20 protein-coding genes and 2 tRNA genes are annotated in these 20949 nt (G+C 63.3%); 14 read left to right on the top strand and 8 right to left on the bottom strand.

Annotated elements, in window-relative coordinates; all coding sequences use genetic code 11:
• The first annotated feature begins 8 nt into the window (after positions 1–8).
• The 4 genes from FVP60_RS02255 to FVP60_RS02240 all read left to right on the top strand — a co-directional run bounded on the left by FVP60_RS02255 (position 9) and on the right by FVP60_RS02240 (position 4358).
• A complete protein-coding gene (locus FVP60_RS02255) occupies positions 9–1061 on the top strand; it encodes a 3-isopropylmalate dehydrogenase (RefSeq protein ID WP_147824640.1) in 1053 nt (350 codons plus the stop codon).
• Between the two features lie 43 nt (positions 1062–1104).
• Positions 1105–2193, top strand: coding sequence for a branched-chain amino acid aminotransferase (locus FVP60_RS02250; RefSeq protein WP_147824639.1), 1089 nt, complete (start codon positions 1105–1107; stop codon positions 2191–2193).
• Positions 2194–2343: 150 nt separating this feature from the next.
• Positions 2344–3111 carry a fumarylacetoacetate hydrolase family protein gene (locus tag FVP60_RS02245; RefSeq protein ID WP_147824638.1) on the top strand — a complete coding sequence of 256 codons (768 nt, stop codon included), beginning with the start codon at positions 2344–2346 and terminating at the stop codon, positions 3109–3111.
• Positions 3108–4358, top strand: a complete 1251-nt coding sequence (locus FVP60_RS02240) for an MFS transporter (protein WP_147824637.1) — start codon at positions 3108–3110, stop codon at positions 4356–4358. The genes FVP60_RS02245 and FVP60_RS02240 overlap by 4 nt, the downstream gene beginning before the upstream one ends.
• A gap of 59 nt (positions 4359–4417) precedes the next feature.
• On the opposite strand, the gene FVP60_RS02235 is transcribed toward FVP60_RS02240, so the two are convergent.
• Entirely contained in the window at positions 4418–5035 is a 618-nt protein-coding gene (locus FVP60_RS02235) for a hypothetical protein (RefSeq protein ID WP_147824636.1), read from the bottom strand.
• 138 nt (positions 5036–5173) lie between these two features.
• Between FVP60_RS02235 and gltX the strand changes: the two genes are divergently transcribed.
• Both gltX and FVP60_RS02225 read left to right on the top strand, forming a co-directional pair.
• Complete coding sequence (gene gltX, locus FVP60_RS02230) at positions 5174–6685, top strand: glutamate--tRNA ligase (RefSeq protein ID WP_147824635.1); 1512 nt, start codon at positions 5174–5176, stop codon at positions 6683–6685.
• Positions 6686–6755: 70 nt separating this feature from the next.
• Positions 6756–6827 (top strand) — tRNA-Gln (locus FVP60_RS02225).
• Positions 6828–7233: 406 nt separating this feature from the next.
• Here FVP60_RS02225 and FVP60_RS02220 read toward each other — a convergent pair.
• A complete protein-coding gene (locus tag FVP60_RS02220) occupies positions 7234–8133 on the bottom strand; it encodes a DNA-methyltransferase (protein ID WP_147824634.1) in 900 nt (299 codons plus the stop codon).
• Positions 8134–8199: 66 nt separating this feature from the next.
• On the opposite strand from FVP60_RS02220, the gene FVP60_RS02215 reads away from it, so the two are divergent.
• From FVP60_RS02215 to FVP60_RS02200, 4 genes are all read left to right on the top strand, one after another.
• A complete protein-coding gene (locus tag FVP60_RS02215; RefSeq protein ID WP_147824633.1) occupies positions 8200–9063 on the top strand; it encodes a hypothetical protein in 864 nt (287 codons plus the stop codon).
• A complete protein-coding gene (locus FVP60_RS02210) occupies positions 9063–9389 on the top strand; it encodes a hypothetical protein (protein WP_147824632.1) in 327 nt (108 codons plus the stop codon). The genes FVP60_RS02215 and FVP60_RS02210 overlap by 1 nt, the downstream gene beginning before the upstream one ends.
• 63 nt (positions 9390–9452) lie before the next feature.
• Positions 9453–10352 carry a hypothetical protein gene (locus tag FVP60_RS02205; RefSeq protein WP_147824631.1) on the top strand — a complete coding sequence of 300 codons (900 nt, stop codon included), beginning with the start codon at positions 9453–9455 and terminating at the stop codon, positions 10350–10352.
• A complete protein-coding gene (locus FVP60_RS02200) occupies positions 10346–10843 on the top strand; it encodes a hypothetical protein (protein WP_147824630.1) in 498 nt (165 codons plus the stop codon). The genes FVP60_RS02205 and FVP60_RS02200 overlap by 7 nt, the downstream gene beginning before the upstream one ends.
• Here FVP60_RS02200 and FVP60_RS02195 read toward each other — a convergent pair.
• Complete coding sequence (locus tag FVP60_RS02195) at positions 10840–11715, bottom strand: phosphotransferase (RefSeq protein ID WP_147824629.1); 876 nt, start codon at positions 11713–11715, stop codon at positions 10840–10842. The genes FVP60_RS02200 and FVP60_RS02195 overlap by 4 nt on opposite strands.
• Positions 11715–12353, bottom strand: a complete 639-nt coding sequence (locus tag FVP60_RS02190) for an MBL fold metallo-hydrolase (protein ID WP_147824628.1) — start codon at positions 12351–12353, stop codon at positions 11715–11717. The genes FVP60_RS02195 and FVP60_RS02190 overlap by 1 nt, the downstream gene beginning before the upstream one ends.
• 155 nt (positions 12354–12508) lie before the next feature.
• Here FVP60_RS02190 and FVP60_RS02185 point away from each other — a divergent pair.
• A tRNA-Glu gene (locus FVP60_RS02185) sits at positions 12509–12581 on the top strand.
• A gap of 983 nt (positions 12582–13564) precedes the next feature.
• Here FVP60_RS02185 and FVP60_RS02180 read toward each other — a convergent pair.
• The 3 genes from FVP60_RS02180 to FVP60_RS02170 form a co-directional block, all read right to left on the bottom strand.
• A complete protein-coding gene (locus FVP60_RS02180) occupies positions 13565–13981 on the bottom strand; it encodes an OsmC family protein (protein WP_147824627.1) in 417 nt (138 codons plus the stop codon).
• 173 nt (positions 13982–14154) lie between these two features.
• Positions 14155–15336, bottom strand: coding sequence for a DUF4349 domain-containing protein (locus FVP60_RS02175; protein WP_147824626.1), 1182 nt, complete (start codon positions 15334–15336; stop codon positions 14155–14157).
• Positions 15333–15890 (bottom strand): RNA polymerase sigma factor, encoded by a 558-nt coding sequence (locus FVP60_RS02170; RefSeq protein WP_147824625.1) that lies wholly within the window; start codon positions 15888–15890, stop codon positions 15333–15335. Before FVP60_RS02170 ends, FVP60_RS02175 begins: the two co-directional genes overlap by 4 nt.
• A gap of 253 nt (positions 15891–16143) precedes the next feature.
• Here FVP60_RS02170 and FVP60_RS02165 point away from each other — a divergent pair, with 253 nt between their 5' ends.
• Positions 16144–17280, top strand: a complete 1137-nt coding sequence (locus tag FVP60_RS02165) for a TerC family protein (RefSeq protein WP_147824624.1) — start codon at positions 16144–16146, stop codon at positions 17278–17280.
• A 57-nt stretch (positions 17281–17337) separates the two neighbouring features.
• Here the strand turns inward: FVP60_RS02165 and FVP60_RS02160 are convergent, their stop codons facing one another.
• The gene (locus FVP60_RS02160; protein WP_147824623.1) at positions 17338–18612 is read right to left on the bottom strand and encodes an O-acetylhomoserine aminocarboxypropyltransferase/cysteine synthase family protein; all 1275 of its coding nucleotides are present in this window, start codon (positions 18610–18612) and stop codon (positions 17338–17340) included.
• 268 nt (positions 18613–18880) lie between these two features.
• On the opposite strand from FVP60_RS02160, the gene leuC reads away from it, so the two are divergent.
• Both leuC and leuD read left to right on the top strand, forming a co-directional pair.
• Positions 18881–20332, top strand: a complete 1452-nt coding sequence (gene leuC, locus FVP60_RS02155; RefSeq protein WP_147824622.1) for a 3-isopropylmalate dehydratase large subunit — start codon at positions 18881–18883, stop codon at positions 20330–20332.
• Between the two features lie 3 nt (positions 20333–20335).
• Positions 20336–20947 (top strand): 3-isopropylmalate dehydratase small subunit, encoded by a 612-nt coding sequence (gene leuD, locus FVP60_RS02150; RefSeq protein WP_147824621.1) that lies wholly within the window; start codon positions 20336–20338, stop codon positions 20945–20947.
• Positions 20948–20949 lie beyond the last annotated feature (2 nt).

Below are 20949 nucleotides of genomic sequence, written 5' to 3'. Positions count from 1 at the left end.
GGAGAGCAATGTCGCGCGTCGTCAAGCTGGCAGTCATTCCCGGTGACGGAATTGGCCCCGAGGTTATCGCTGAGGCTGAGAAGGTTCTTGCCGCGGTTACCGCTGAGTCCGACGTCACGTTTGATAAGACGCGCTTCTCCCTTGGCGCCGCGCGGTATCTCGAGACCGGCGACACGCTGACCGATGACGACCTGGCGGCAATCGCCTCACACGACGCGATCTTGCTTGGCGCCGTCGGCGGCGTGCCGGGCGACCCGCGACTGAAAGACGCGAATATCGAGCGTGGGCTGCTGCTCAAGCTGCGCTTTACGCTCGACCACTATGTGAACCTGCGCCCATCGCGGTTGTACCCGGGTTTTTCTGGCCCGCTCTCCACCCCCGGCGAGATTGACTTCGTCGTGGTGCGCGAGGGTACCGAGGGGCCTTACGTTGGCAACGGCGGTGCAATTCGCGTTGGAACCACGCATGAAGTTGCCAACGAGACGAGCGTAAACACCGCGTATGGTGTGGAGCGCGTGGCGCGGTTTGCCTTCGCTCAGGCGCAGAAGCGTCGCAAGAAGCTGACCCTGGTACACAAGACCAACGTGCTGGTACACGCCGGCGGTCTGTGGCAACGAATCGTCAATGAGGTGGCGACCGAGTACCCCGAGGTCGCCGTGGACTACCTGCACGTCGACGCCGTGACAATCTTCCTGGTCACCAACCCGTCACGCTTCGACGTGATCGTCACCGACAACCTGTTCGGCGACATTCTCACCGACCTGGCTGGCGCTGTAACGGGCGGCATTGGCCTGGCAGCCTCCGGCAACATCAACCCAGACGGCGCTTTCCCCTCGATGTTCGAACCCGTTCATGGTTCCGCCCCAGACATCGCCGGCAAGCAGCTGGCAGACCCGACGGCGGCGATCGGATCGATCGCGCTGCTGCTGGACCACCTCGGCCTTGAGGCCGAGGCTGCGCGCGTCATTCGAGCGATCGAAGCAGACGTTGCGGCCAGGGGTGACGCAAAACGTTCAACCTCAGAAATCGGCGACGCTATTTCTTCCCGCGTTTTGGCGTAATCTAGACCCGCCGGACAAAGCAATTCACTCACTAGGACGTGACATGACGACACAATCTGCTCCCACCCTGGAGTTCCAGGTCACGCGCAACCTCGCTCCGAAGACGGATGCCGAGCGCGCCGAGATTCTCAAGAATCCGGGATTCGGTGACTACTTCACCGACCACATGGTCGACATTTGCTGGTCGGAGAACGGTGGATGGCACCGCCCCCGCGTGCAGCCGTACGGCCCGATCTCGCTTGACCCGGCAGCATCGGTGCTGCACTACGGTCAGGAAATTTTCGAAGGCATCAAGGCGTACCGTCACGCAGACGGCAGCATTTGGACCTTCCGCCCCGACCAGAACGCGCAGCGTCTCCAGCGCAGCGCGCAGCGGATGGCCCTTCCGCAGCTGCCGGAAGAGTACTTCCTGCAGTCTCTGAAGGAGGCCATCAAGGTTGATGGCGCGTGGGTTCCGTCTGGCGAAGACCAGAGCCTGTACTTCCGTCCCTTCATGTTCGCCAAGGAGGCATTCCTTGGCGTGCGCCCGGCGAAGAAGGTCGCCTACTACCTGATCTCCAGCCCCGCCGGTGCTTACTTCAGCGGCGGCGTGAAGCCGGTGAACATTTGGCTGAGCGAGAACTACGCACGTGCAGGCAAGGGCGGCACCGGCGCTGCCAAGACCGGCGGAAACTACGCCGCATCGCTGCTGCCGCAGGCTGAGGCCTACGAGCAGGGCTGCCAGCAGGTGGTCTTCTTGAACGAAGAGGGCAACGTCGAAGAGCTTGGCGGCATGAACGTCATCTTCGTCTTCAAGGACGGAACCATCGTCACGCCGCAGTCTGACTCGATCTTGCCTGGCATTACGCGCGCGTCGATTCTGCAGCTTGCCGAAGACCGCGGCCACAAGGTCGAGCGTCGTGCAGTGTCACTGCAGGAGTGGCGTGACGGCGTCGCATCAGGCGACATCGTCGAGGTATTCGCGTGCGGTACAGCCGCCGTCGTCACTCCCATCGGTCTGCTCAAGGGCCCGGGCTTCGAAGACGTTCAGCCCACCGGCGAGGTCGCACTCTCATTGCGCGAAGAGCTGACCGACATTCAGTACGGTCGCCGCGAAGACAAGCACGGCTGGCTCGTTCGCCTCGACGGCTAACAGCATGAGCCAAGGGCCCTGGTGACGCTCGTCATCAGGGCCTTCGGCATTTTCGTGCACCGTTTCCGCCGGTCTTGGAATCGTGCGGGGTGCGGTGCGCGGTGCGAGCGGCGGAACCACGGCGCCGCGTGCCGGGGATAGGCTGGGGGCGTGAGGATTGCACGCTTTAGCCACAATGACGCGATTAAATACGGCATCGTCGATGAGACCGATCTGGTGGTGCTTGCCGGTGACCCCATGTTCGCCGGCTTTGAGACCACGGGGGAGCGGGTTCCGCTCGCCGACGCGGCACTGCTCGCACCGGTGATTCCGCGCTCAAAGGTGGTGTGTGTCGGCCTCAACTACGTTGATCATGCCTCCGAGGTTTCGATGGAGGCTCCCGCAGAGCCGCTGCTGTTTCTCAAGCCGAACACGGCTGTCGTCGGCCCCGGGGATGCGATTGTGCGCCCCCGGCAATCGCAGCAGACCGAGTTTGAGGGCGAACTTGCCGTCGTGATCGGGCGCATCGCCAAGAACGTCACGGCAGAGAACGCACTCGACTATGTCTTTGGGTACACGATCGGCAACGACATCTCGGCGCGGGATCTCCAGTTTTCGGACGGTCAATGGGCGCGAGCAAAGGGCTTTGACACGTTCTGCCCGCTGGGCCCGGCGATTGAGACCGATTTTGATCCGGAGAAGGCACGACTCACGACGTCGCTGAACGGTGAGATCAAGCAGGATGCGCCGCTGTCAGACATGATTTTCTCCGTGGCTGAGATCGTTGCCTACGCGTCTGAGGCGTTCACGCTGCTGCCTGGCGATGTGATTCTGACGGGCACGCCCGCCGGTGTTGGCCCCTTCGTCGCAGGAGACAAGATCGAGGTCGCCATTTCTGGCCTCGGCACGCTGCGTAATACCGCGCGCGACGCGGCATGACCACGGCCTCGGGCGCCTCTTCGGCCCTGGCCGCCGATATCGCGCGCATCCAACGACGCACGGTCGCGATTCTGGCGACCGGTCAGGTGCTCAGCGGTGTCGGCTTTGGTGCCACGGTCTCGCTCGGCGCTCTGTTGGCGGCCGATATTTCGGGCGACGATGCCTTCTCCGGTTTGGCTACGGCCTCGGTGACGCTCGGTGCGGCGATCTGCGCGATTCCGCTCGCGCGCATGGCGGCGCGCCGCGGTCGGCGCATGGCGCTCACCCTCGGCAACCTGCTTGCGCTGTTGGGTATTGCCATCGTGATCACGGCGGCAGCCGTTCGAGTTTTTCCGCTGCTCTTGGTCGGCATTCTTATGATCGGTGCCGGAAACGCCGGTAACCTGCAGTCGCGGTTTGCCGCCACCGACCTTGCCTCCCCGAAGCGTCGCGGGCGCGATCTTTCGGTTGTCGTGTGGGCCACGACGGTTGGTGGCGTGGTCGGCCCGCTGCTGCTGACGCCCGGTGAGGCGATCGGTTCGGTCTTGGGCATGCCGAAGAACACGGGCGCGTACGTGTTCTCTCTCGTCGCCGCCGTGCTCGCCTTCGTGCTCTACCTGGTTGCGCTTCGGCCCGACCCGCTGAAGCTTGCTCAGCAGGTGGAATCGGCGGGGTCTGCGAAGGCTGGCCTGCAGGTTGCGGTCGATCAACCTCGGGTCGCGCGCTACGCGATTTTCGCGGTCGCTGGTTCCCACGCTGTGATGGCTAGCGTCATGGCGATGACTCCCGTGCACTTGGCGCATATGACGCATGAGTCACAGGTGACGACGGTCGTTGGCGTGACGATTGCGCTCCATGTTGCCGGCATGTACGGGTTGTCACCGGTGTTTGGAATCTTGGCTGACAAAGTGGGCCGCGTGCCCGTCATTCTGCTCGGTCAGGCTCTGCTCGCCGCGGCACTCATTGTCGCGTTCGTCGGCAGCGCACACGAGGGCGGCGTGATGGCGGCGCTCATTCTGCTGGGACTCGGCTGGAGCGCGGCAACCGTCGCTGGTTCCGCTCTGCTGACGGAGGCGACAGAAACCTCCAAACGGCCCAAGCGTCAGGGCATCAGCGACTCGCTGATGAGCCTGTGCGCCGCCGTCGGGGCGGTGCTCGCAGGGCTCGTGCTGGCGGCGGTCGAATATCGAGGACTCGCGCTCGTCGCCATGGGCGTGGTGGTTGCGGTTATCGCGCTGTCGCCGCTCGCGCTGCGACGACAGCGGTAGGGGTTCGCGCGTCGCGCGTTGCGGTTCGCGCGGTTGCGGGGATGGTGGCGGATTCGCGGCTATTGCCAGATGCTCGCCGCGATCTCATCGATGAAGGTTGTGGTGTCGATATTGCTGGCGACCGACTCTAGCCACACGCCGCTGCCATAGAGGTAGAAGCTTGTCACGGTGTAGGGGTTGCCGTTGTAGTCGGCTGGCTCATCGAGCCGGCACATCGTGTAACCGTTTTGCCCGCCGCAGGTGAACCCCGCGGTCGCCGCATCTTCCAGCACGATCACCGCGTCGGGCTCATCCACGGTAGCGATGACGAGATCGGTGCCGGAGATGTCGCCGGCAAACCAGTAGCAGGAGAGTTGAACATCGGCGCCCTGAATGATTGTGGGAACGGGCACGTCAGGAAAGAACTCGAGAGTATCGACCGTTGCCGCGCGGGTCGTGGCCGTTCCTAGCTCGTCGCAGGATTGGGGCAGGCCAGTGGGCAGGTTCGTTTCGATCGGGTCAACCGGTTGACTGGTTTGCTTCGGGGTGACGACGGGAGTTGGAGCCGCCGTTTCGCTGGCGGTAGGCGCCGCCGAGCTGGGTGTCGGCGTCGATGAGGGGATCGCGTTCGGCATGCATCCGCTCAGCATCAGCGCCGCGAATGCGACCGCAACGAGTGCCTTTATACGCTTGCGCATGGTTCCCCTCCAGTCTGCGAGATTGTGCTTGGTTCCACTGTGCGCCCGCGGCGGTCGTTGCGCTAGAGGGGTGCATGATGGCGGAACCATGAGTGCGGGGCAGAAAAGTGGGGGCGGACAGGCGTAAAATGGGTGGCGATGTCCAGCGCACCTGATTCCCGCACCACGACCGCCTCCGGAACCGACGTTCGCGTTCGGTTCTGCCCGTCGCCGACGGGTCTGCCGCACGTTGGCATGGTTCGTACGGCCCTGTACAACTGGGCCTACGCTCGCCACACCGGCGGCAAGCTGATCTTCCGTGTCGAAGACACTGACGCGCAGCGTGACAGCGAAGAGAGCTACCGACAGCTCGTTGACGCTCTGACCTGGCTCAAAATCGATTGGGACGAGGGTGTCGAGGTTGGTGGACCGCACGCGCCGTACCGTCAGTCGCAGCGTGCAGACATTTACGCTGGCGTGCTGGAGAAGCTGATTGCTTCGGGCGCCGTGTACGAGTCGTACTCGACCGCAGAAGAGATTGACGCTCGCAACGAGGCCGCAGGCCGTGCGAAGCAACTCGGCTACGACAATTACGACCGCAACCTCACCGACGAGCAGAAGGCGGCGTTCCGTGCCGAGGGGCGCGAGCCGGCGTATCGTCTGCGCGTTCCGGACCAGGACTTCACCTACGTTGACCTGATTCGCGGCGAGGTGACCTTTCCCGCAGGCTCTTTCCCCGACTTCGTGATCGTGCGCGCCGGTGGCCACGCGCTCTACACCTTCACGAACCCGGTTGACGACGCGCTCATGGGTATCACGCACGTGATCCGTGGCGAAGACCTCATGCCGTCGACCGCTCGCCAGCTGGCGCTGTACGGCGCGCTGATTGACGCCGGTGTGACGCCGTTCGTGCCGCGCTTTGGCCACATGCCGCTGGTGCTGGGGGAGACGGGCAACAAGAAGCTCTCCAAGCGCGACCCGCAGGCCGATCTCTTCTTGCAGCGCGACAAGGGATTCATTCACGAGGGTTTGCTCAACTATCTCTCGCTGCTGGGCTGGTCGATTGGCCCTGACCGTGACATCTTCACGCTTGACGAGCTTGTCGCGGCGTTCGATATCGCGGACGTCAACCCCAACCCGGCGCGCTTCGATCAGAAGAAGGCCGAGTCGATCAACGGCGACCACATTCGTATGCTCACGGTTGAGGACTTCGCCGAGCGCACGATTTCGTACCTCGCGGCCGCGGGCGTCATCGACGCCGAGCCGACCGAAGCCGAGCGTGAGCTCATCTTCGCTGTCGCGCCGCTTGTGCAAGAGCGCGTGCAGTTGCTGGGCGAGGTTCCGGGTATGGTGGCGTTCTTGTTCACCGACGAGATTGACTACGCAGAAGACGCTCTCAAGGGCTTGCCCGCGAACCACGTAGAGGTGCTTGAGGCGTCGGCTACGGCGCTCGCGGGCATTGATGAGGCCGACTTTACGGCCGCCACGATTCAGGCTGCGCTGGCTGGTGCGCTGATCGATGGCCTCGAGCTGAAGCCCCGCGTCGCCTACGGTCCGCCGCGCGTGGCGATCAGCGGACGCCGCATCTCGCCGCCGCTGTTCGAGTCGATGGAACTGCTCGGCAAGGAGCGCACCATCGAGCGTCTGAAGGGGCTCGCGACGCGCGCGTGATTCCGCTCGGTTTGGTTGGTGGCCGCATCTCGGGTAATGTATTCCCTTGGTGAGACACCAACAAAAACCTTGGGGTATGGTGTAATTGGCAACACGGCGGTTTCTGGTTCCGTTGTTCTTGGTTCGAGTCCAGGTACCCCAGCAAGACATAAAGACCCGCGGATTTCCGCGGGTCTTTTGCTTTTTCGGGTGTGCGGGGTTGAGCGTGTCACCGGGTTTTGGGTTGCGTTTCAGCGAGCCGCTTTGGTGAGTGACTCTCGGCCGCCTTGTCGTGGTTCCGGCACCTGCCTTGACGTGGTTCCGACACCTGCCTTGACGTGGTTCCGATACGGCCTGTCGGATCCGTTACGCGCGACCGTTATGCACGAAACGGTGTGACTGTTGTTGCTGGAGTTACGCAAGTGGCGAATTCATCCTGCACACCGATTTTCATCGTGCATAACGGTCGCGAATGCCCGGGGGCGCGCTCGAGCTCGGCGCCGCCGGCCACCCATCGCCGACGGCTCCGCTGGCCACCCATCGCAGGCAGCCCGCCGGCCAAAACCCGCCTACGCGCGCCGCGCGGAGCGCGCGGGGTATTCGACGAAGTCGAGGGGCGCTGCGGAACCATCACCGAGTCGGCGCGCCATCACCGAGATCGCTTCGGCGTTGTTGTCAACCAGTACGAAGCGACGGCCCAGCTTCGCCGCGACTGCTCCCGTGGTTCCACTGCCCGCGAAGAAGTCCAATACCCAGTCGCCCGGGTTCGAGGAGGCCTGCACGATGCGGCGCAGCACGCCTTCGGGCTTTTGCGTCGCATAACCCGTCTTTTCGCGGCCGGTCGGCGACACGATCGTGTGCCACCACACGTCGGTGGGCAGCTTACCGTTCGCGGCGTTCTCGGCGCTCACCAGCGTTGGCGCCATGTACGGCTCGCGGTCAACCTCGGCGCTGTTGAAGTGGTAGCGCTTGGGGTCTTTCACGTAGACCAAAATGTTGTCGTGCTTAGCTGGCCAGCGCGATTTGGTGCGTGCGCCGTAGTCGTACGCCCAGATGATTTCGTTGAGAAAGCAGTCGCGCCCGAAAAGCGCATCGAGCAGCACCTTCGCGTAGTGCGACTCGCGATAGTCGAGGTGCAGATAGAGCGTGCCGGTCGGCGCTAGTAGGCGCCAGGCCTCCTCCAAACGCGGCTCGAGAAACGCCCAATAGTCAACGAAATCGTCGTTGAACGCCGACACGGTCTTACGCACATTCGTGTACGACGAGCCGCGAAACCCCACCCGGCTGCCGCCAGAATGCCGCAACGACGAGACATTTTGACGCGTCTGCTGCTTGCCCGTGTTGAACGGCGGGTCAAGATAAATCAGCTGAAAAGACTCGTCAGGCAGCGTGCGAATCACCTCAAGATTGTCGCCGTGAATCACGAGGTTGGGGGAGTTCTCGGTCCACACGCTGGTCACCGCACCCATTCTACGGATGCCACACGCCGCAACCCGTTCGGCCGCTTGCGCACACGTGTGGGTAGGGTGAGGGGCATGTCTGCGTTGACGCCCGACGAAGAAGCCGAGCTATCCGACCTGACGCGTCGACTGTTTGCGCCGGGCGCCGCACCCGATGAGGTCGCTCAACAGCGCTACGCCGAGCTAGAGGGCCGTCGGCGCGCGGATGCCGTGCTGCCGCCGGCTTCGGGGGCGGAACCTGCGGTTGCGACCGCAGCGGAGGTTCCGCCCGCGCGCCCGCAGACACATGACGTAGTTCCGGAACCAGCTGCTGCGCTTCGTGCGGACGCTGCGGCAGCTGGGTTGAATGCCAGCGAGGCTCAGCGTGAGCGGGCCGCGCCTGGGGGTGAAAGCGCGAACCCGGCGATGGTAGCGAGCACATCGGAAAAGGAACCACACGCCGCTAACCGTGCTGGGCTACGACCGAACAGAAAGCAACCCGTTTCGGCGGGCATCGGAATCGCGGTGGCGGCCGTCGTAACGTTCGGGGTGCAAGCCGTGACCACGCCGCGGCCGATGTATTCCGGATCGGGGGTGGCGATCACACTCAATGACGTGCCGCCGATGGGGGAATACAACGACAATTCGATCGGCAATGAAGGTGCAAACGCTCGGGTGTTTCGGGTCGACGACATTCCTGGCGTCGTGATGATCATGACGGTTGGCCCCACAGGCACGACGTGCGCTTATCTTTCTGCACTCGAAAACCCCGCACCAGACGTCTTCGCGCAGATGTGCAACTACGACTACGGCCCGCTGGTGTGGGACTTTCCGTTGAATTTGCTCCACGAGGGGCCGCGGCCCGATTCGCCAGACGATCTTGAATGGGCCCGCATCATCGTTTCTGGCGACGAATACTCGATCTGGGAAAACCCACCCACAGGCAGGGCCGAGTACTGATGTTCGCACGACTGAAATCTCGTTTGAGCCTGATCTGGTTCGTTGCGGGCCTTGCGATCGGGGTCGTCGTGTTCGCGTTCGCGATTCCCGCGATCGGAGCCGCATTTGCACCGCAACCGGCGGCAACATGCCTGTCGAGTGCGCTCTCCGAGGATGAGGTCGAAGAACTCATGCAACTCGACGGCGTTCCCATGCCTGAGCGCGTCGAGGCTACGGCTCGAATCATCACCGGGCCAGGCCGATCGTGTTCACCGTTCCGGTACGAACATTTGGTGTGGACCGCGCTGTTGTTGAGGCGACCGAAGACTCTGGCGGAGTGGCCCTGACGTTGGTCTATGCCGATGAACGATTGACGGTGTGGCCCGTGCGCCCAGAAGGCGGTGGGCAGGGTGAGTGATCTGTCTGCGTTGACGCCTGACGAACAGGCCGAGTTATCCGACCTGACCCGCCGACTGTTCGCCCCGGGCGCGGTGAACGATGAGGTGGCTCAACAGCGCTACGCCGAGCTCGAAATGCTCAGACGCGAACGCGCGGATCACGAGATCGCCTCGCGCCCCTCGCCGCTGCCAGACATCTCGCCGCCGGAACCAACAGATGTGACGCGCACCGAGGTTCCGCCATCGGGTGCCACAGAGTCGCAGTACGACGCGATTCCCCGGCTCGGCGAACTGATGGCATCGAGCGCGGCGGGCGATGCTCCGTCGACGGGGAGCGTCGCCCAACCCGCTGGTGGCGCGGCGATTGTTGAGTCGACGTCAGATGCGCCCCGGGGTAGTGGGCGGCGAACGTCCCGGCACGGGCAGCGAACACGCGTCGTGTCCGTCGCAGTTGGCCTTGGGATTGCCGCGGCGGGCGCGCTGATTGTCAGCGCCTTGACCTCGCCTGCAACACCGCAGCCAGTCGCCGCGGGTCAGTTGAAGCCGATTACGCTCGATGAGCTACCAGAGATGGGGTCTAACAACGAAGCAGCCATCGCCGGCCGCTTGCGCGTCGCGGGCGGCGACCTCTCCCAGTACACGGGGTTCGCGGACGTCAATATCGTGGTGGTGGAATCCGCGTTTGATGACGGCTGTGTGTACCTGCACGCCGTCGAGAATCCAAGCCCCGACGGTGGCAGGATGTACTGCCGGTCGACCGCTGGCCCCTACGTCGTTGACCTCATGGAGGAACTTCTGCATGACGTTCCATTGCCGCGACGCCTCGAGGAGGCAACGTTTTATCGGATCGTCATCAACAACGGCGAAGTCGCGGTGTGGGCTGACCCGCCGGCAACATGGGGTGAGTGCTGATGCGTGCTTGGCTGAGAACGCACCTGAGTTTGATCTGGGTCGCGGTGGGCGTGGCCATCGGAGCCGTTGGATTCGGAGTGGTGATGCCCGCCGTCGTGGCTAGCCTGAATGCCCAGCCGATCGCGGTCATCGAGGGGCGTGAGGCCACCGGCGCAGAGCTATACCAGACACTGGTCGCGATGGGCGAGGCTCCCGAAAGCGCGGACCTTTCCGGGAGGCTTTTTGAAGGCCCGGATGGCATTTTCCTCTCAGCCGAGTACAGCGATAGTGGCTTCGACTGCTTGTACCGGGTGGCTGGGGATCGCATCGACTTTGCCGCCTGCGTGCCGCGCGGGTGGTCGCATCTTGCCACTGTGCCGCTGACGGAGTTCACGCTCGACGATGATCTCGTCGCGCGAGCCGAGCGCATGGGCGCAACCGGCATTCTCCTTGTCGTCCACGACGCTCGTATGGAGGTTTGGCCCGTCGGGCCTAACCTGCCTGCGCCCTAACCGACCACTTCATTCACGATTTCCCGCGCCAGATCGGCGTAGTCGGGGCGATCGTCGCTGTGCGCGCTCAGCGTCACGCCAATCGCGGCAGCCCAGCCACGGGCACGCACCCACGTCGCCTCCTCAACCTGCGGCGAGGCCTCAACGAAGGCTTGCCTCCCCGCCGCGTCAAACATGATCCACGCGGCGGCGAGGTCATACGCAGGGTCACCGGCCGTCACATCGCCGAAGTCGACGATCGCCACGAGTCGGTCATCGTCGACGACAACGTTGCCCGGATGGAGGTCGCCGTGCACCCACGTTGGCTCTTGGTTCCAGGCGGGAGCCGCAAGCGCCGCATCCCACGCCGCCACGATCGCGGCCGGCATATCGAGGCCAGCCAAACGCTCACGCATCGCCTCGTCACGGGTGATCAGCGCCTGCCCGCGCACGGGGTTGATTGGCGCATCGTTGGCGGCAGGCACGTGCAGGTGCCCGAGCGCTTCGGCCAGGGTGTGCGCCCAGGGCGTACGTGCCGCGCGGGGAATATTCAATGCGGCAGTGCCACCGAACCACGGAACCACAGACCACGGACGCTCAAATGGTTCCGTCCGCCGCATGGCAGCCAGCGGCGCCGGAACCTGCACACCCGTTGGCCGCAAAAGCGCGGCAATGCGGGGCAAGACGAGGTGTTCATTGGTTATCAACGGCACCGCGATTTCGCGGCGCGGCACGCGAACTGCTCTCGTGGTTCCGAGCCGCCACATTTCGTTGTCCCACCCGGCAAACGCGAGGGTGAGCGGGTCGTCGGCGTAGGGCAGCTCCGCCTCGCGCAGGAGGAGGCGGACCAGCGGCTCGGTGATCGTGACGTCTGCGGCCGGCGAGTTGGCCATCAGAGATCGATAGATTCACCGACGGCGAGCGGAATGTACTGACCGCCGCCCTGCTGCGTCGCCCAACCGAGGCGCTCGTGATGCATCGCGTGACCGACCGGTGACAGCGTCATGTCGTGCGTGCCGAAGCAGTATTGCGGCGCGACGTCGAGCACGAAGTCCATCGCCTCACCAATCTTGAGCCACGGTGCGCCGATGGGTGCGGCGAGCACCACGACATCGTGGTCACCCGGCAACGCGTACGAGTCACCCGGATAGTAGAACTCACCGTTGACGAGTACACCAACATTCACGGGCACCGGCACCGACTCGTGAATGACGGCATGCTCGCCACCGAAAAACTCAAGCGTGAACCCGCCGTGCGACACAACATCGCCCGGGGAGACGGTGACCACATTGACGCCGGGAACAGTGGTCGCAACGCCCGCGGGCGCGTAGATCGGAACCTCGGGGTTGAGCTCGGCGATGCGCTGCAGGTTGCTGGGGGAGCAGTGATCGGCGTGGGCGTGCGTCACAACAACGGCGGCAACGCCAGTGAAGTCGGTGAGGCTAGCAAGCGGGCTGCCGGGGTCAATAACGAGCCGCGCTGAATTGTCGTCGATCGTGACGGCGGCGTGTTCGTATTTGGTAATGCGCATCCCTCGATCAAACCGCGTAATTCTGCGGTAGGCAAGCGCTCGACACGCGCGGCGCACGGAAAAGCGGGGGTCGATTTTGTGCGACTGCCGCAACCATGGCATACTCGAATAGTTGTCGCGAGACGGAAAGCCGAGAGGCAGAACGTCCAACATACGGCCCCATCGTATAGCGGCCTAGTACGCCGCCCTCTCACGGCGGTAACGCGGGTTCGAATCCCGCTGGGGTCACACAACACCAAAAACCCTCGACCAAACGGTCGGGGGTTTTTGCGTTGCCCCAAATTTTGGCTGGCGTGCCCGGGGTGGGTTGTTGGCTGCGCCGCCGCGCCAGAGGGCCACCGCCGCGCCCGAGCCGCCATCTGGCCCCTGTTCTGCACGAGCCTTACCCTGTTCTGCACGAGCCTTCCCCTGTTCTGCACGAGCAAAGTCGTCAAACAGCCGCGACACGCCGCATTTTTGGCCCCAAACGCGGATCTGCTCGTGCATAACACGTGGGGGCTCGTGCAAAACACTGGTGGTGCTTGTTCCGCCGTCATCGCTTCCGTCGCGCGCCCGAACGGGTCCAGCGCCAGCGGAGCCGTGTTCTGCAGGATCCTTCCCCTGTTCTGCACGAGCAAAGTCGTGAAACAGACGCGACACGCCGTATTTTTGGCCCCAAACGCGGATCTGCTCGTGCAGAACACGTGGGGGCTCGTGCATAACGCTGGTGGTGCGTGTTCCGCCGTCATCGCTTCCGTCGCGCGCCCGAACGGGTCCAGCGCCAGCGGAGCCGTGTTCTGCAGGATCCTTACCCTGTTCTGCACGAGCAAAGTCGTGAAACAGCCGCGACACGCCGTGTTTTTGGCCCCAAACGCGGATCTACTCGTGCATAACACGTGGGGGCTCGTGCATAACGCTGAATGTGACGGCGGTGGGGCCGGGGTGCGCAGGAGAGATGGATCCACGGGCCGGCGGAGTCACGGAGCGGCGGAACCACGGGCCAGCGTAACCAAGGAACGGCGGAACCAAAGGGAGGCGGAACCACGGGCCAGCGAAACCAAGGAGCGGCGGAACCAAAGAGGGATGGAACCACGGGCCAGCGGAACGAAGGAGCGGCGGAACCACGGAGCGGCGGAACCACGAGCGTCGGGGCCAAAACGCGGCGGAGTCACGCGGCCACGGAAGTGGGCGCTCGTTGCGCAGGTGAGTCGCTCGTTACGCCCGGACCTTGATTACACCGGCGCGTAGGGCTCCGCGTGAACGCGAACCGTCGTGGCCGCGGCGAGAAGCTTCGAAACCGGGCAACGGGCGTGCGCGGCGGCGAGGACGCGCTCGGTTTCGGTGGAGTCGGCGCCCTCGACCGAGAGATACGCGTCAACGTGAAATTCAAACCCTGGCCCCGGCGCTGCATCGTGCAGTTCGGCAGTCACACGCACATTGGTGCGCACACCCTGTTGCACAACCGCCTGTGCAGTCGCGTTCAGACATGTTGCCCACGACAGTGCAAGAAGCTGCTCGGGGTTAGAGGCTGCCGGATCAAAATCGGCGGACAGTGGCGACGAAACGGCCACCTCAATGCCGCCGACAACGCGGCTGACACCGTCACCACCCGTGTCGTTTCGTGCTTCGGTCTGATACCGCATCGCCATATCGCCAGCATACGTCTGCGCTCGGAACCACGCTGCAGAACCAGGGGCGCGGGCGCAAACAACCCACGTGAAACAGAAACGCAAACCCCATAGAAAGGGCCCCCTCGGAGCGAGAATCCGAGGGGGCCGGTGAGTTGGGGTTCGCGCTGGTCCCCGCAGCGCGAACCCCCGTCTTAGCCTTCGCTCGTCGTCGATACTTCCGACGCCGAACGGGGCGAGTCAGAACCCTCGTCGGTGCTCCGCGGGCCGCGAGTGCTGCGCGGGCCGCGAGCGCTGCGCGGGCGGCGAGCCCGCACAATCAGCCAGATGATCAGGGCGATCACCGCGATAACCACCAGCCAGGGGAGTGCGAAACCGAGGGCGATGATGATGCCGTTCATTGCGGCGATCAGGCCGTTCCAGCCGGCCGCAATGCCATCACTAAAGCCGTCTGGGTTCGCATCGACCGGCTCGCTTTCGGCCACCAGGTTTACCGAGATGGTCGACATGGCAACCTGATCCCTCAACGAGTCCAGCTGCTGCTGCAGCGACTCGAGTTCAGCCTGACGCTCGCTGAGCGCGGCTTCAGCGGTGATCAGGTCGGCAACCGAGCCCGACTGCGACATGAGGTCTTCGAGGCGGGCAACGCTCGCCTGCAACGACGACACGCGTGCCTGCAGATCGACACTCTGCTGCGTAACGTCGTAGCGATCGATCGTGGTTGCGGTGACCGTGCCGAGCGCCTCAAGCTGGGCAATCGCCTCGTCAACCGACTCATCCGGAACACGAATCGTGATCCAGCCGTAGGTCGGCGAAGTAAGGCTCGACGTCTTCGCGGCGTCGGCATCGTAGGTGTATTCGTTCGAGCCGATGTTTTGCGAAGAAACGTATCCGATCACCGAGAGGGCAACTTCGGTCACCTTGGCGGCAGATTTCTCCACATCGGCCACCGTGAGCGAAATACTCGCCGTCGTGATGACCTGCGGCGACGTCGGCGACGGCACCGTCTGGGTGTCGACACCGGAGTTGCTGAACGCTGCTCCACCATCCGATTCCACAGCCATCGGCGGTTCCGCCGCCATGTCTTCGGTGCGAGCGGTGGTGTCAGCCACCCCGGGCGCCCCGCTCATCGCCGAGTCGCCGGCAGAGGTTCCGCCCAAGTTGATGAGCGACGGAACCACGGCGGCACCCGCGACAACAACGGTTGCGGCCGCAGCCGACAACAGGATCGTGCGCGAACGCTTGCGCTTCGAGCGGGCGGCAGTGACACCGCGGTCGCGGTCGATGCGCTGGAAGATATCGGTCTCCATCCGAGCGATGGTGTCGTCGCTGAGCTCGGGCAGAGTGATGGGGCTTCGGGTCGCTTGGTCGTTCATGAGACTTCCGATTCACTAACAGCTGTCCGCAGTCGGGTGCGAATGCGGGAGAGGCGGTTGCGGACTGTGCCTGATGTCACCTTGAGCTCTTCTGCTGCGGCGGCGTAGGCATAGCCTTCGGTCGCGCACAGGCGAAAAATTTCGCGGTCGAGTTCGCTCAGGGTGGCGAGCTCCTTGAGTATTGTTTCGGCGTAGTCGCGGCTAATGACCTGATCTTCCACGTTGATGGTCGACGGGGTCGTTTCGTCGGCTTCGCCGGTGCGGTGAGCTTCTTCACGTCGTTGTGATCGCAACCGATTTGACGCTTGATAGCGGCAAATGGTTGCGAGCCACGGCAACAGTGATTCACCTTCCAGCACGAATCCGGGGAGCTTCTTCCAGGCGACAACAAACGTTTCTTGCGCTATGTCTTCCGCGTCGGCGGAATTGTGCAGGAGTCCGTATGCGATCCAGTAGACCGGCCGCACGTGGCGCTGGTACAGCACACGGAAGGCGTATTCGCCTCCGCCTGCTGCCCTGGCGACCAGGTCGGCGTCTGTTGTTGTTGTGTCCACAGCTTTTCCTTGTCTCGCGGAGCTGTCTCTCACTATGGGGTGTGCCCTACCAGGTGATCGTCTCAGAAACTTTTCGGTCGTTGTGAACGTCACGTGGCGTGGCCGGTGTCGTAATCGCGGTATCCTGGGTAGGCGAGAGGGAGTATCCCGTCAACGCACATTCGTCATCACGAGCATTGCTCCGGATGTGCACCGCAGGTTTAATTGCGGGGGAGAGACTTTCGATCCTCGTCATACTCTTCGGAAGGCCCTGATGACTATTCCCCTGTGGTTCGAGATCGGCTCCCTGGTCGTTCTCACCCTCATTCTCGTGGCGGACCTGCTTCTGATCTTGAAGCGTCCCCACATTCCTTCGACGAAGGAATCGACCCTCTGGGTCGTGTTCTACGTCACGCTTGCACTGATCTTTGCGGGTCTGATGTGGATCTTCGCTGGCGGGGAGTATGCCGGTCAGTTCATCGGTGGCTGGTTGACCGAGTACAGCCTCTCGATCGATAACCTGTTTGTCTTCGTGTTGATCATGACGCAGTTCCGCGTGCCGCGGCGCTACCAGCAGGAGGTGCTGATGGTGGGCATCATCATCGCGCTGATTCTGCGTGGTGCCTTCATTCTCGTTGGCGCGACCGTTATCGAGCACTTCTCGCCGATCTTCTACGCCTTCGGCGCGTTCCTGCTGTACACCGCCTACAAGCAGGCCTTCGGTGGCGATGACCACGAGGGTGACGAGAAGAAGGAGAGCGGAATCATTCGCCTGCTTCGTCGTCGCGTTGACATCTCCGACGACTACGACGGCGCGAAGCTGCGCACCGTGATCGACGGCAAGAAGGTATTCACGCCCATGCTGATCGTGTTTGTCGCGATCGGTGTTACGGACCTGATGTTTGCCATTGACTCGATCCCTGCGATCTTCGGCATCACGCAAGAAGCCTTCATCGTCTTTACGGCGAACATCTTCGCGCTGATGGGTCTGCGTCAGCTGTACTTCCTGCTGGGCGACCTGCTCGACAAGCTGCGCTACCTGCACTACGGAATCGCCGCGATTCTCGGCTTCATTGGTGTCAAGCTCATCCTGCACGCGCTCTACACGAACGAGCTGCCGTTCCTGAACAACGGCGAGGGCTTTAATGTTTGGCACATCGACACCTGGACATCGTTGATCTTCATCGTTTCCGCGATGACCATCGCGACCGTGGCCAGCCTGATCGCCGCACGCCGTGACGCCCGTCGCGCCCCGAAGGTCGCGGTAACCCCCGCGGCAGGCGCGTCGGCCGTAGCCGAGGGCGAAGCCCGACTCAACGAGTCGTCGGTCGCTCCGGTCGCACCCGCAACCGATGCCGAGAGCGACGCGGACGACAGCAAGAAGCCGGAAGAAGACTTCTTGAAGCCGTAACCGCAGACGCACGTGCTGAAGGCCTCCCCGTCGCGGGGAGGCCTTCAGTGTTTTCGCCTACAGCACCCGGTCAAGATCAGCGATGAGATCGTCGATCTCCTCAAGCCCGACAGAAACGCGCAGGGTTCCGGGGTGCACACCGACCTCCTCGCGCTCCTGCGGCGTACGAAACGCGTGTGAGGTTGACTCAGGGTGCAGCACGAGTGAGCGCACATCACCCAGGTGCGTCATGTGCGTAAACGTCTGCACGTTGTTGACGACATGGGCGGCGGCGTCTCGCCCGCCGCGTAGCGTGAAGCTGAAGACGGAACCATAGCCGCGCGGCAGCAGCTCTTGCGCGAGTGCGTGGTTGGGGTGGCCAGCTAACCCGACATAGTCAACCGACTCGACGGCGGGGTGATCGGCGAGATAGCGGGCGAGAGCGAGCGCCTGGCGGGAATGCTCGCGCACCCGCAGGCTCAGCGTCTCGGCCCCCTGCGCGATCAAGAATGCGTTCAGCGGTGAGATCGTTGGGCCGAGGCGCGGCGCGACACTCTCTTTCGCGTACCCGGTGAACGTGTCTGCACCATACTTTTCCGCGAAACTCGCACCGCCGAGCCTGCTCGGGGCGACCAAATGCGCAAAGCGGGCAGCGTGAAGGCTGGCATCAAAGGTTCCGCCATCGACGATGACGCCGCCAATGACGGAACCATGACCGGAGAGAAACTTGCTGGCTGAGTGCACAGAAAGGGCAGCGCCATGCTCCAAGGGACGGAACAGGTAGGGCGTCGCGAACGTGTTGTCGACCACCAGCGGGATGCCGCATTCGCGCCCGAGTGCGGCGACCGCTGACACGTCAAACAGCAGGTTGGCGGCGTTGGAGATCGATTCGCCAAACAGAACTTTGGTGTTCTCGGTGATGGCGGCGCGCCACGCATCGATGTTCGCAATGTCATCGACAAAGGTGATGCTGATGCCGAGACGGGGCAGAAGGTCAAGAAAGAGGCCGCGCGAGCCCTCGTAGATGTGCGTGGAGCTGACGATGTGATCGCCCGCCCCGGCAAGCGCCAGAATCGCGGTGGAGACGGCGGCTTGCCCGCTGCCGACCAGCAGCGCCCTGGTTCCGCCTTCGAGATCGGCGAGCTTGGCCTCCACCGCGTCAATAGTCGGATTTCCGATTCGCGTGTACCCGTAGCCGGTGCCCTCGCCGAAATGGGCGACGCCCTGCTCGAAGCTGTCAAACGTGAAGCCGGCCGTCAGATGAATCGGCAGTGCGCGAGGCGTTGCGGGCGCCGCGGAGGTTCCGACATGCAGCTGGCGCGTCGAAAATCCTGAAACTTTCTGATCGGTCATTGTGCTCCTTGAAACGATGATGACGACACCAGATTGACACTGCTGAACACATGCTCGCTGGCATATGTACTCCTGTTACGCCTGATGCGGCTGTGCGGCGTCATTCCGCGTCATTCGTCGTGCCCGAGGGGCATTCTGGCGGTGATAGCCTGACGTTGTGCGTGGCGCGATTCTCCTTCTTAGCTGCCGCGGCGAGTCCTAGTTTCTGCTGGCCTCCTCGTCGCGGAGTTTCGCTGCGGCCCCGACACAAATTTTCTTGGAGATCTGCATGAACACTGCTGCCGTTTCCCGTCCCCAAACTCTGGCCGAGAAGGTCTGGGACAACCACTTGGTCGTCAAGGGTGACGAGGGTCAGCCCGACCTGATTTACATCGACCTGCACCTAGTGCACGAGGTCACCAGCCCTCAGGCCTTCGATGGCCTTCGTGCCGAAGGTCGGCCGCTGCGCCGGCTGGACCTCACGATCGCGACCGAAGACCACAACACGCCGACGCTGAACATCGACAAGCCCATTGCCGATCTGACCAGCCGCACGCAGATTGAGACGCTGCGCCGCAACGCCGCCGAATTTGGGGTGCGCCTGCACTCGCTCGGCGACAAAGAGCAGGGCATTGTGCACGTTGTTGGCCCGCAGCTTGGCCTTACGATGCCGGGCATCACCGTGGTCTGTGGCGACTCGCACACCTCGACGCACGGCGCCTTCGGCGCGATGGCATTCGGCATCGGCACGAGCGAGGTCGAGCACGTTATGGCGACGCAGACGCTGCCGCTGAAACCCTTCAAGACGATGGCCATCAACGTCGAAGGAACCCTGCGGCCCGGCGTCACAGCCAAAGACATCATCCTCGCGGTGATCGCGAAAATCGGAACCGGTGGCGGCCAGGGCTACGTGCTGGAGTTTCGTGGTTCCGCCATTCGTGCGCTGAGCATGGAGGGGCGCATGACGATCTGCAATATGTCGATCGAAGCCGGCGCTCGTGCCGGCATGGTCGCGCCCGACCAGATCACCTTCGACTACCTCGAAGGCCGCGACCACGCACCTCGCGGCCAGGATTGGATCGACGCGGTCGAATACTGGAAGACGCTGCCAACCGATGAGGGTGCGACGTTCGATGCCGAGGTGTTTATTGATGCCGACGCGCTGGAGCCGTTTGTGACGTGGGGAACCAACCCCGGCCAGGGCGCATCGCTCTCTGACGTGGTTCCGAACCCCGCCGACGTTGCCGACCTGAACGAACGCGCCGCCGCAGAGCGCGCGCTCGAATACATGGACTTGGCACCCGGAACCAGGCTGAAAGATGTCGCGGTTGACGCCGTCTTCATGGGCTCATGCACCAACAGCCGCATTGAAGACTTGCGGGCCTTCGCCTCGGTGATCAAGGGGCACAAGAAGGCAGACGGCGTTCGCGTCATGGTCGTTCCTGGTTCCGCACGCGTGCGACTGGAGGCCGAAGCCGAAGGCATTGACAAGATCGTCGAAGAATTCGGCGCGGAGTGGCGCTTTGCCGGGTGCTCGATGTGCCTGGGCATGAACCCCGACCAGTTGGCACCGGGGGAGCGTTGTGCCTCAACCTCCAACCGCAACTTTGAGGGCCGCCAGGGCAAGGGCGGTCGCACCCACCTGGTGTCGCCGCTTGTTGCAGCCGCCACCGCGATCCGCGGCACGCTCTCCAGCCCGAGCGATCTTGAAACGACCGTCACCGAGATGGCAGAGGTGTAAGACATGGAAAAGTTCACGACCCACACCGGTATCGCAGCACCGCTGAAGCGCTCAAACGTCGACACCGATCAGATCATCCCGGCGGTATTTCTCAAGCGCGTCACGAAGACGGGGTTTGAGGACGCGCTGTTCTATGGCTGGCGCCAAGACCCCGAGTTCGTGCTGAACCAGCCCGAGTTTCAGGGCGCATCGGTGCTCGTCGCCGGCCCCGACTTCGGAACCGGATCGAGCCGCGAGCACGCCGTCTGGGCGTTGCGCGACTTCGGATTCTCGGTCGTATTGAGCCCTCGCTTTGCCGATATTTTCCGCGGAAATGCTGGCAAGCAGGGGCTCGTGACGGGCATCATCACCGAAGAAGATCTGGAAAAGATCTGGGCTGAGATTGATGCGAATCCCGGAACCACGATGACGGTGAACCTGGAAGAACGCACAGCAACTGTGGGTGCGCTCAGCGTCTCCTTCCAAATCGACGATTACACTAGGTGGAGACTTCTGGAAGGGCTCGACGACATCGGGTTGACGCTCCGGAACGAAGATAAGATCGCCGCCTACGAGGCGAAACGAGAATCCTGGAAGCCCCGCACCTTGCCGGTGCAGGCTTCGCCCGCACAGTGAGG

The sequence above is a fragment of the Microbacterium mitrae genome (assembly GCF_008017445.1).
In the GTDB taxonomy this organism is placed as follows: Bacteria; Actinomycetota; Actinomycetes; order Actinomycetales; family Microbacteriaceae; genus Microbacterium; species Microbacterium mitrae.
This window is presented reverse-complemented; position numbering and strand designations above follow the sequence as displayed.

Bases quoted from the DNA above. Each gene is read 5' to 3' on its own strand.
- gltX (WP_147824635.1), top strand. From the start codon at position 5,174: ATGTCCAGCGCACCTGATTCCCGCACCACGACCGCCTCCGGAACCGAC.
- leuD (WP_147824621.1), top strand. From the start codon at position 20,336: ATGGAAAAGTTCACGACCCACACCGGTATCGCAGCACCGCTGAAGCGC.
- FVP60_RS02240 (WP_147824637.1), top strand. From the start codon at position 3,108: ATGACCACGGCCTCGGGCGCCTCTTCGGCCCTGGCCGCCGATATCGCG.
- FVP60_RS02255 (WP_147824640.1), top strand. From the start codon at position 9: ATGTCGCGCGTCGTCAAGCTGGCAGTCATTCCCGGTGACGGAATTGGC.
- leuC (WP_147824622.1), top strand. From the start codon at position 18,881: ATGAACACTGCTGCCGTTTCCCGTCCCCAAACTCTGGCCGAGAAGGTC.
- FVP60_RS02175 (WP_147824626.1), bottom strand. From the start codon at position 15,336: ATGAACGACCAAGCGACCCGAAGCCCCATCACTCTGCCCGAGCTCAGC.
- FVP60_RS02180 (WP_147824627.1), bottom strand. From the start codon at position 13,981: ATGGCGATGCGGTATCAGACCGAAGCACGAAACGACACGGGTGGTGAC.
- FVP60_RS02210 (WP_147824632.1), top strand. From the start codon at position 9,063: ATGTTCGCACGACTGAAATCTCGTTTGAGCCTGATCTGGTTCGTTGCG.
- FVP60_RS02165 (WP_147824624.1), top strand. From the start codon at position 16,144: ATGACTATTCCCCTGTGGTTCGAGATCGGCTCCCTGGTCGTTCTCACC.
- FVP60_RS02235 (WP_147824636.1), bottom strand. From the start codon at position 5,035: ATGCGCAAGCGTATAAAGGCACTCGTTGCGGTCGCATTCGCGGCGCTG.
- FVP60_RS02190 (WP_147824628.1), bottom strand. From the start codon at position 12,353: ATGCGCATTACCAAATACGAACACGCCGCCGTCACGATCGACGACAAT.
- FVP60_RS02220 (WP_147824634.1), bottom strand. From the start codon at position 8,133: ATGGGTGCGGTGACCAGCGTGTGGACCGAGAACTCCCCCAACCTCGTG.
- FVP60_RS02215 (WP_147824633.1), top strand. From the start codon at position 8,200: ATGTCTGCGTTGACGCCCGACGAAGAAGCCGAGCTATCCGACCTGACG.
- FVP60_RS02250 (WP_147824639.1), top strand. From the start codon at position 1,105: ATGACGACACAATCTGCTCCCACCCTGGAGTTCCAGGTCACGCGCAAC.
- FVP60_RS02160 (WP_147824623.1), bottom strand. From the start codon at position 18,612: ATGACCGATCAGAAAGTTTCAGGATTTTCGACGCGCCAGCTGCATGTC.
- FVP60_RS02195 (WP_147824629.1), bottom strand. From the start codon at position 11,715: ATGGCCAACTCGCCGGCCGCAGACGTCACGATCACCGAGCCGCTGGTC.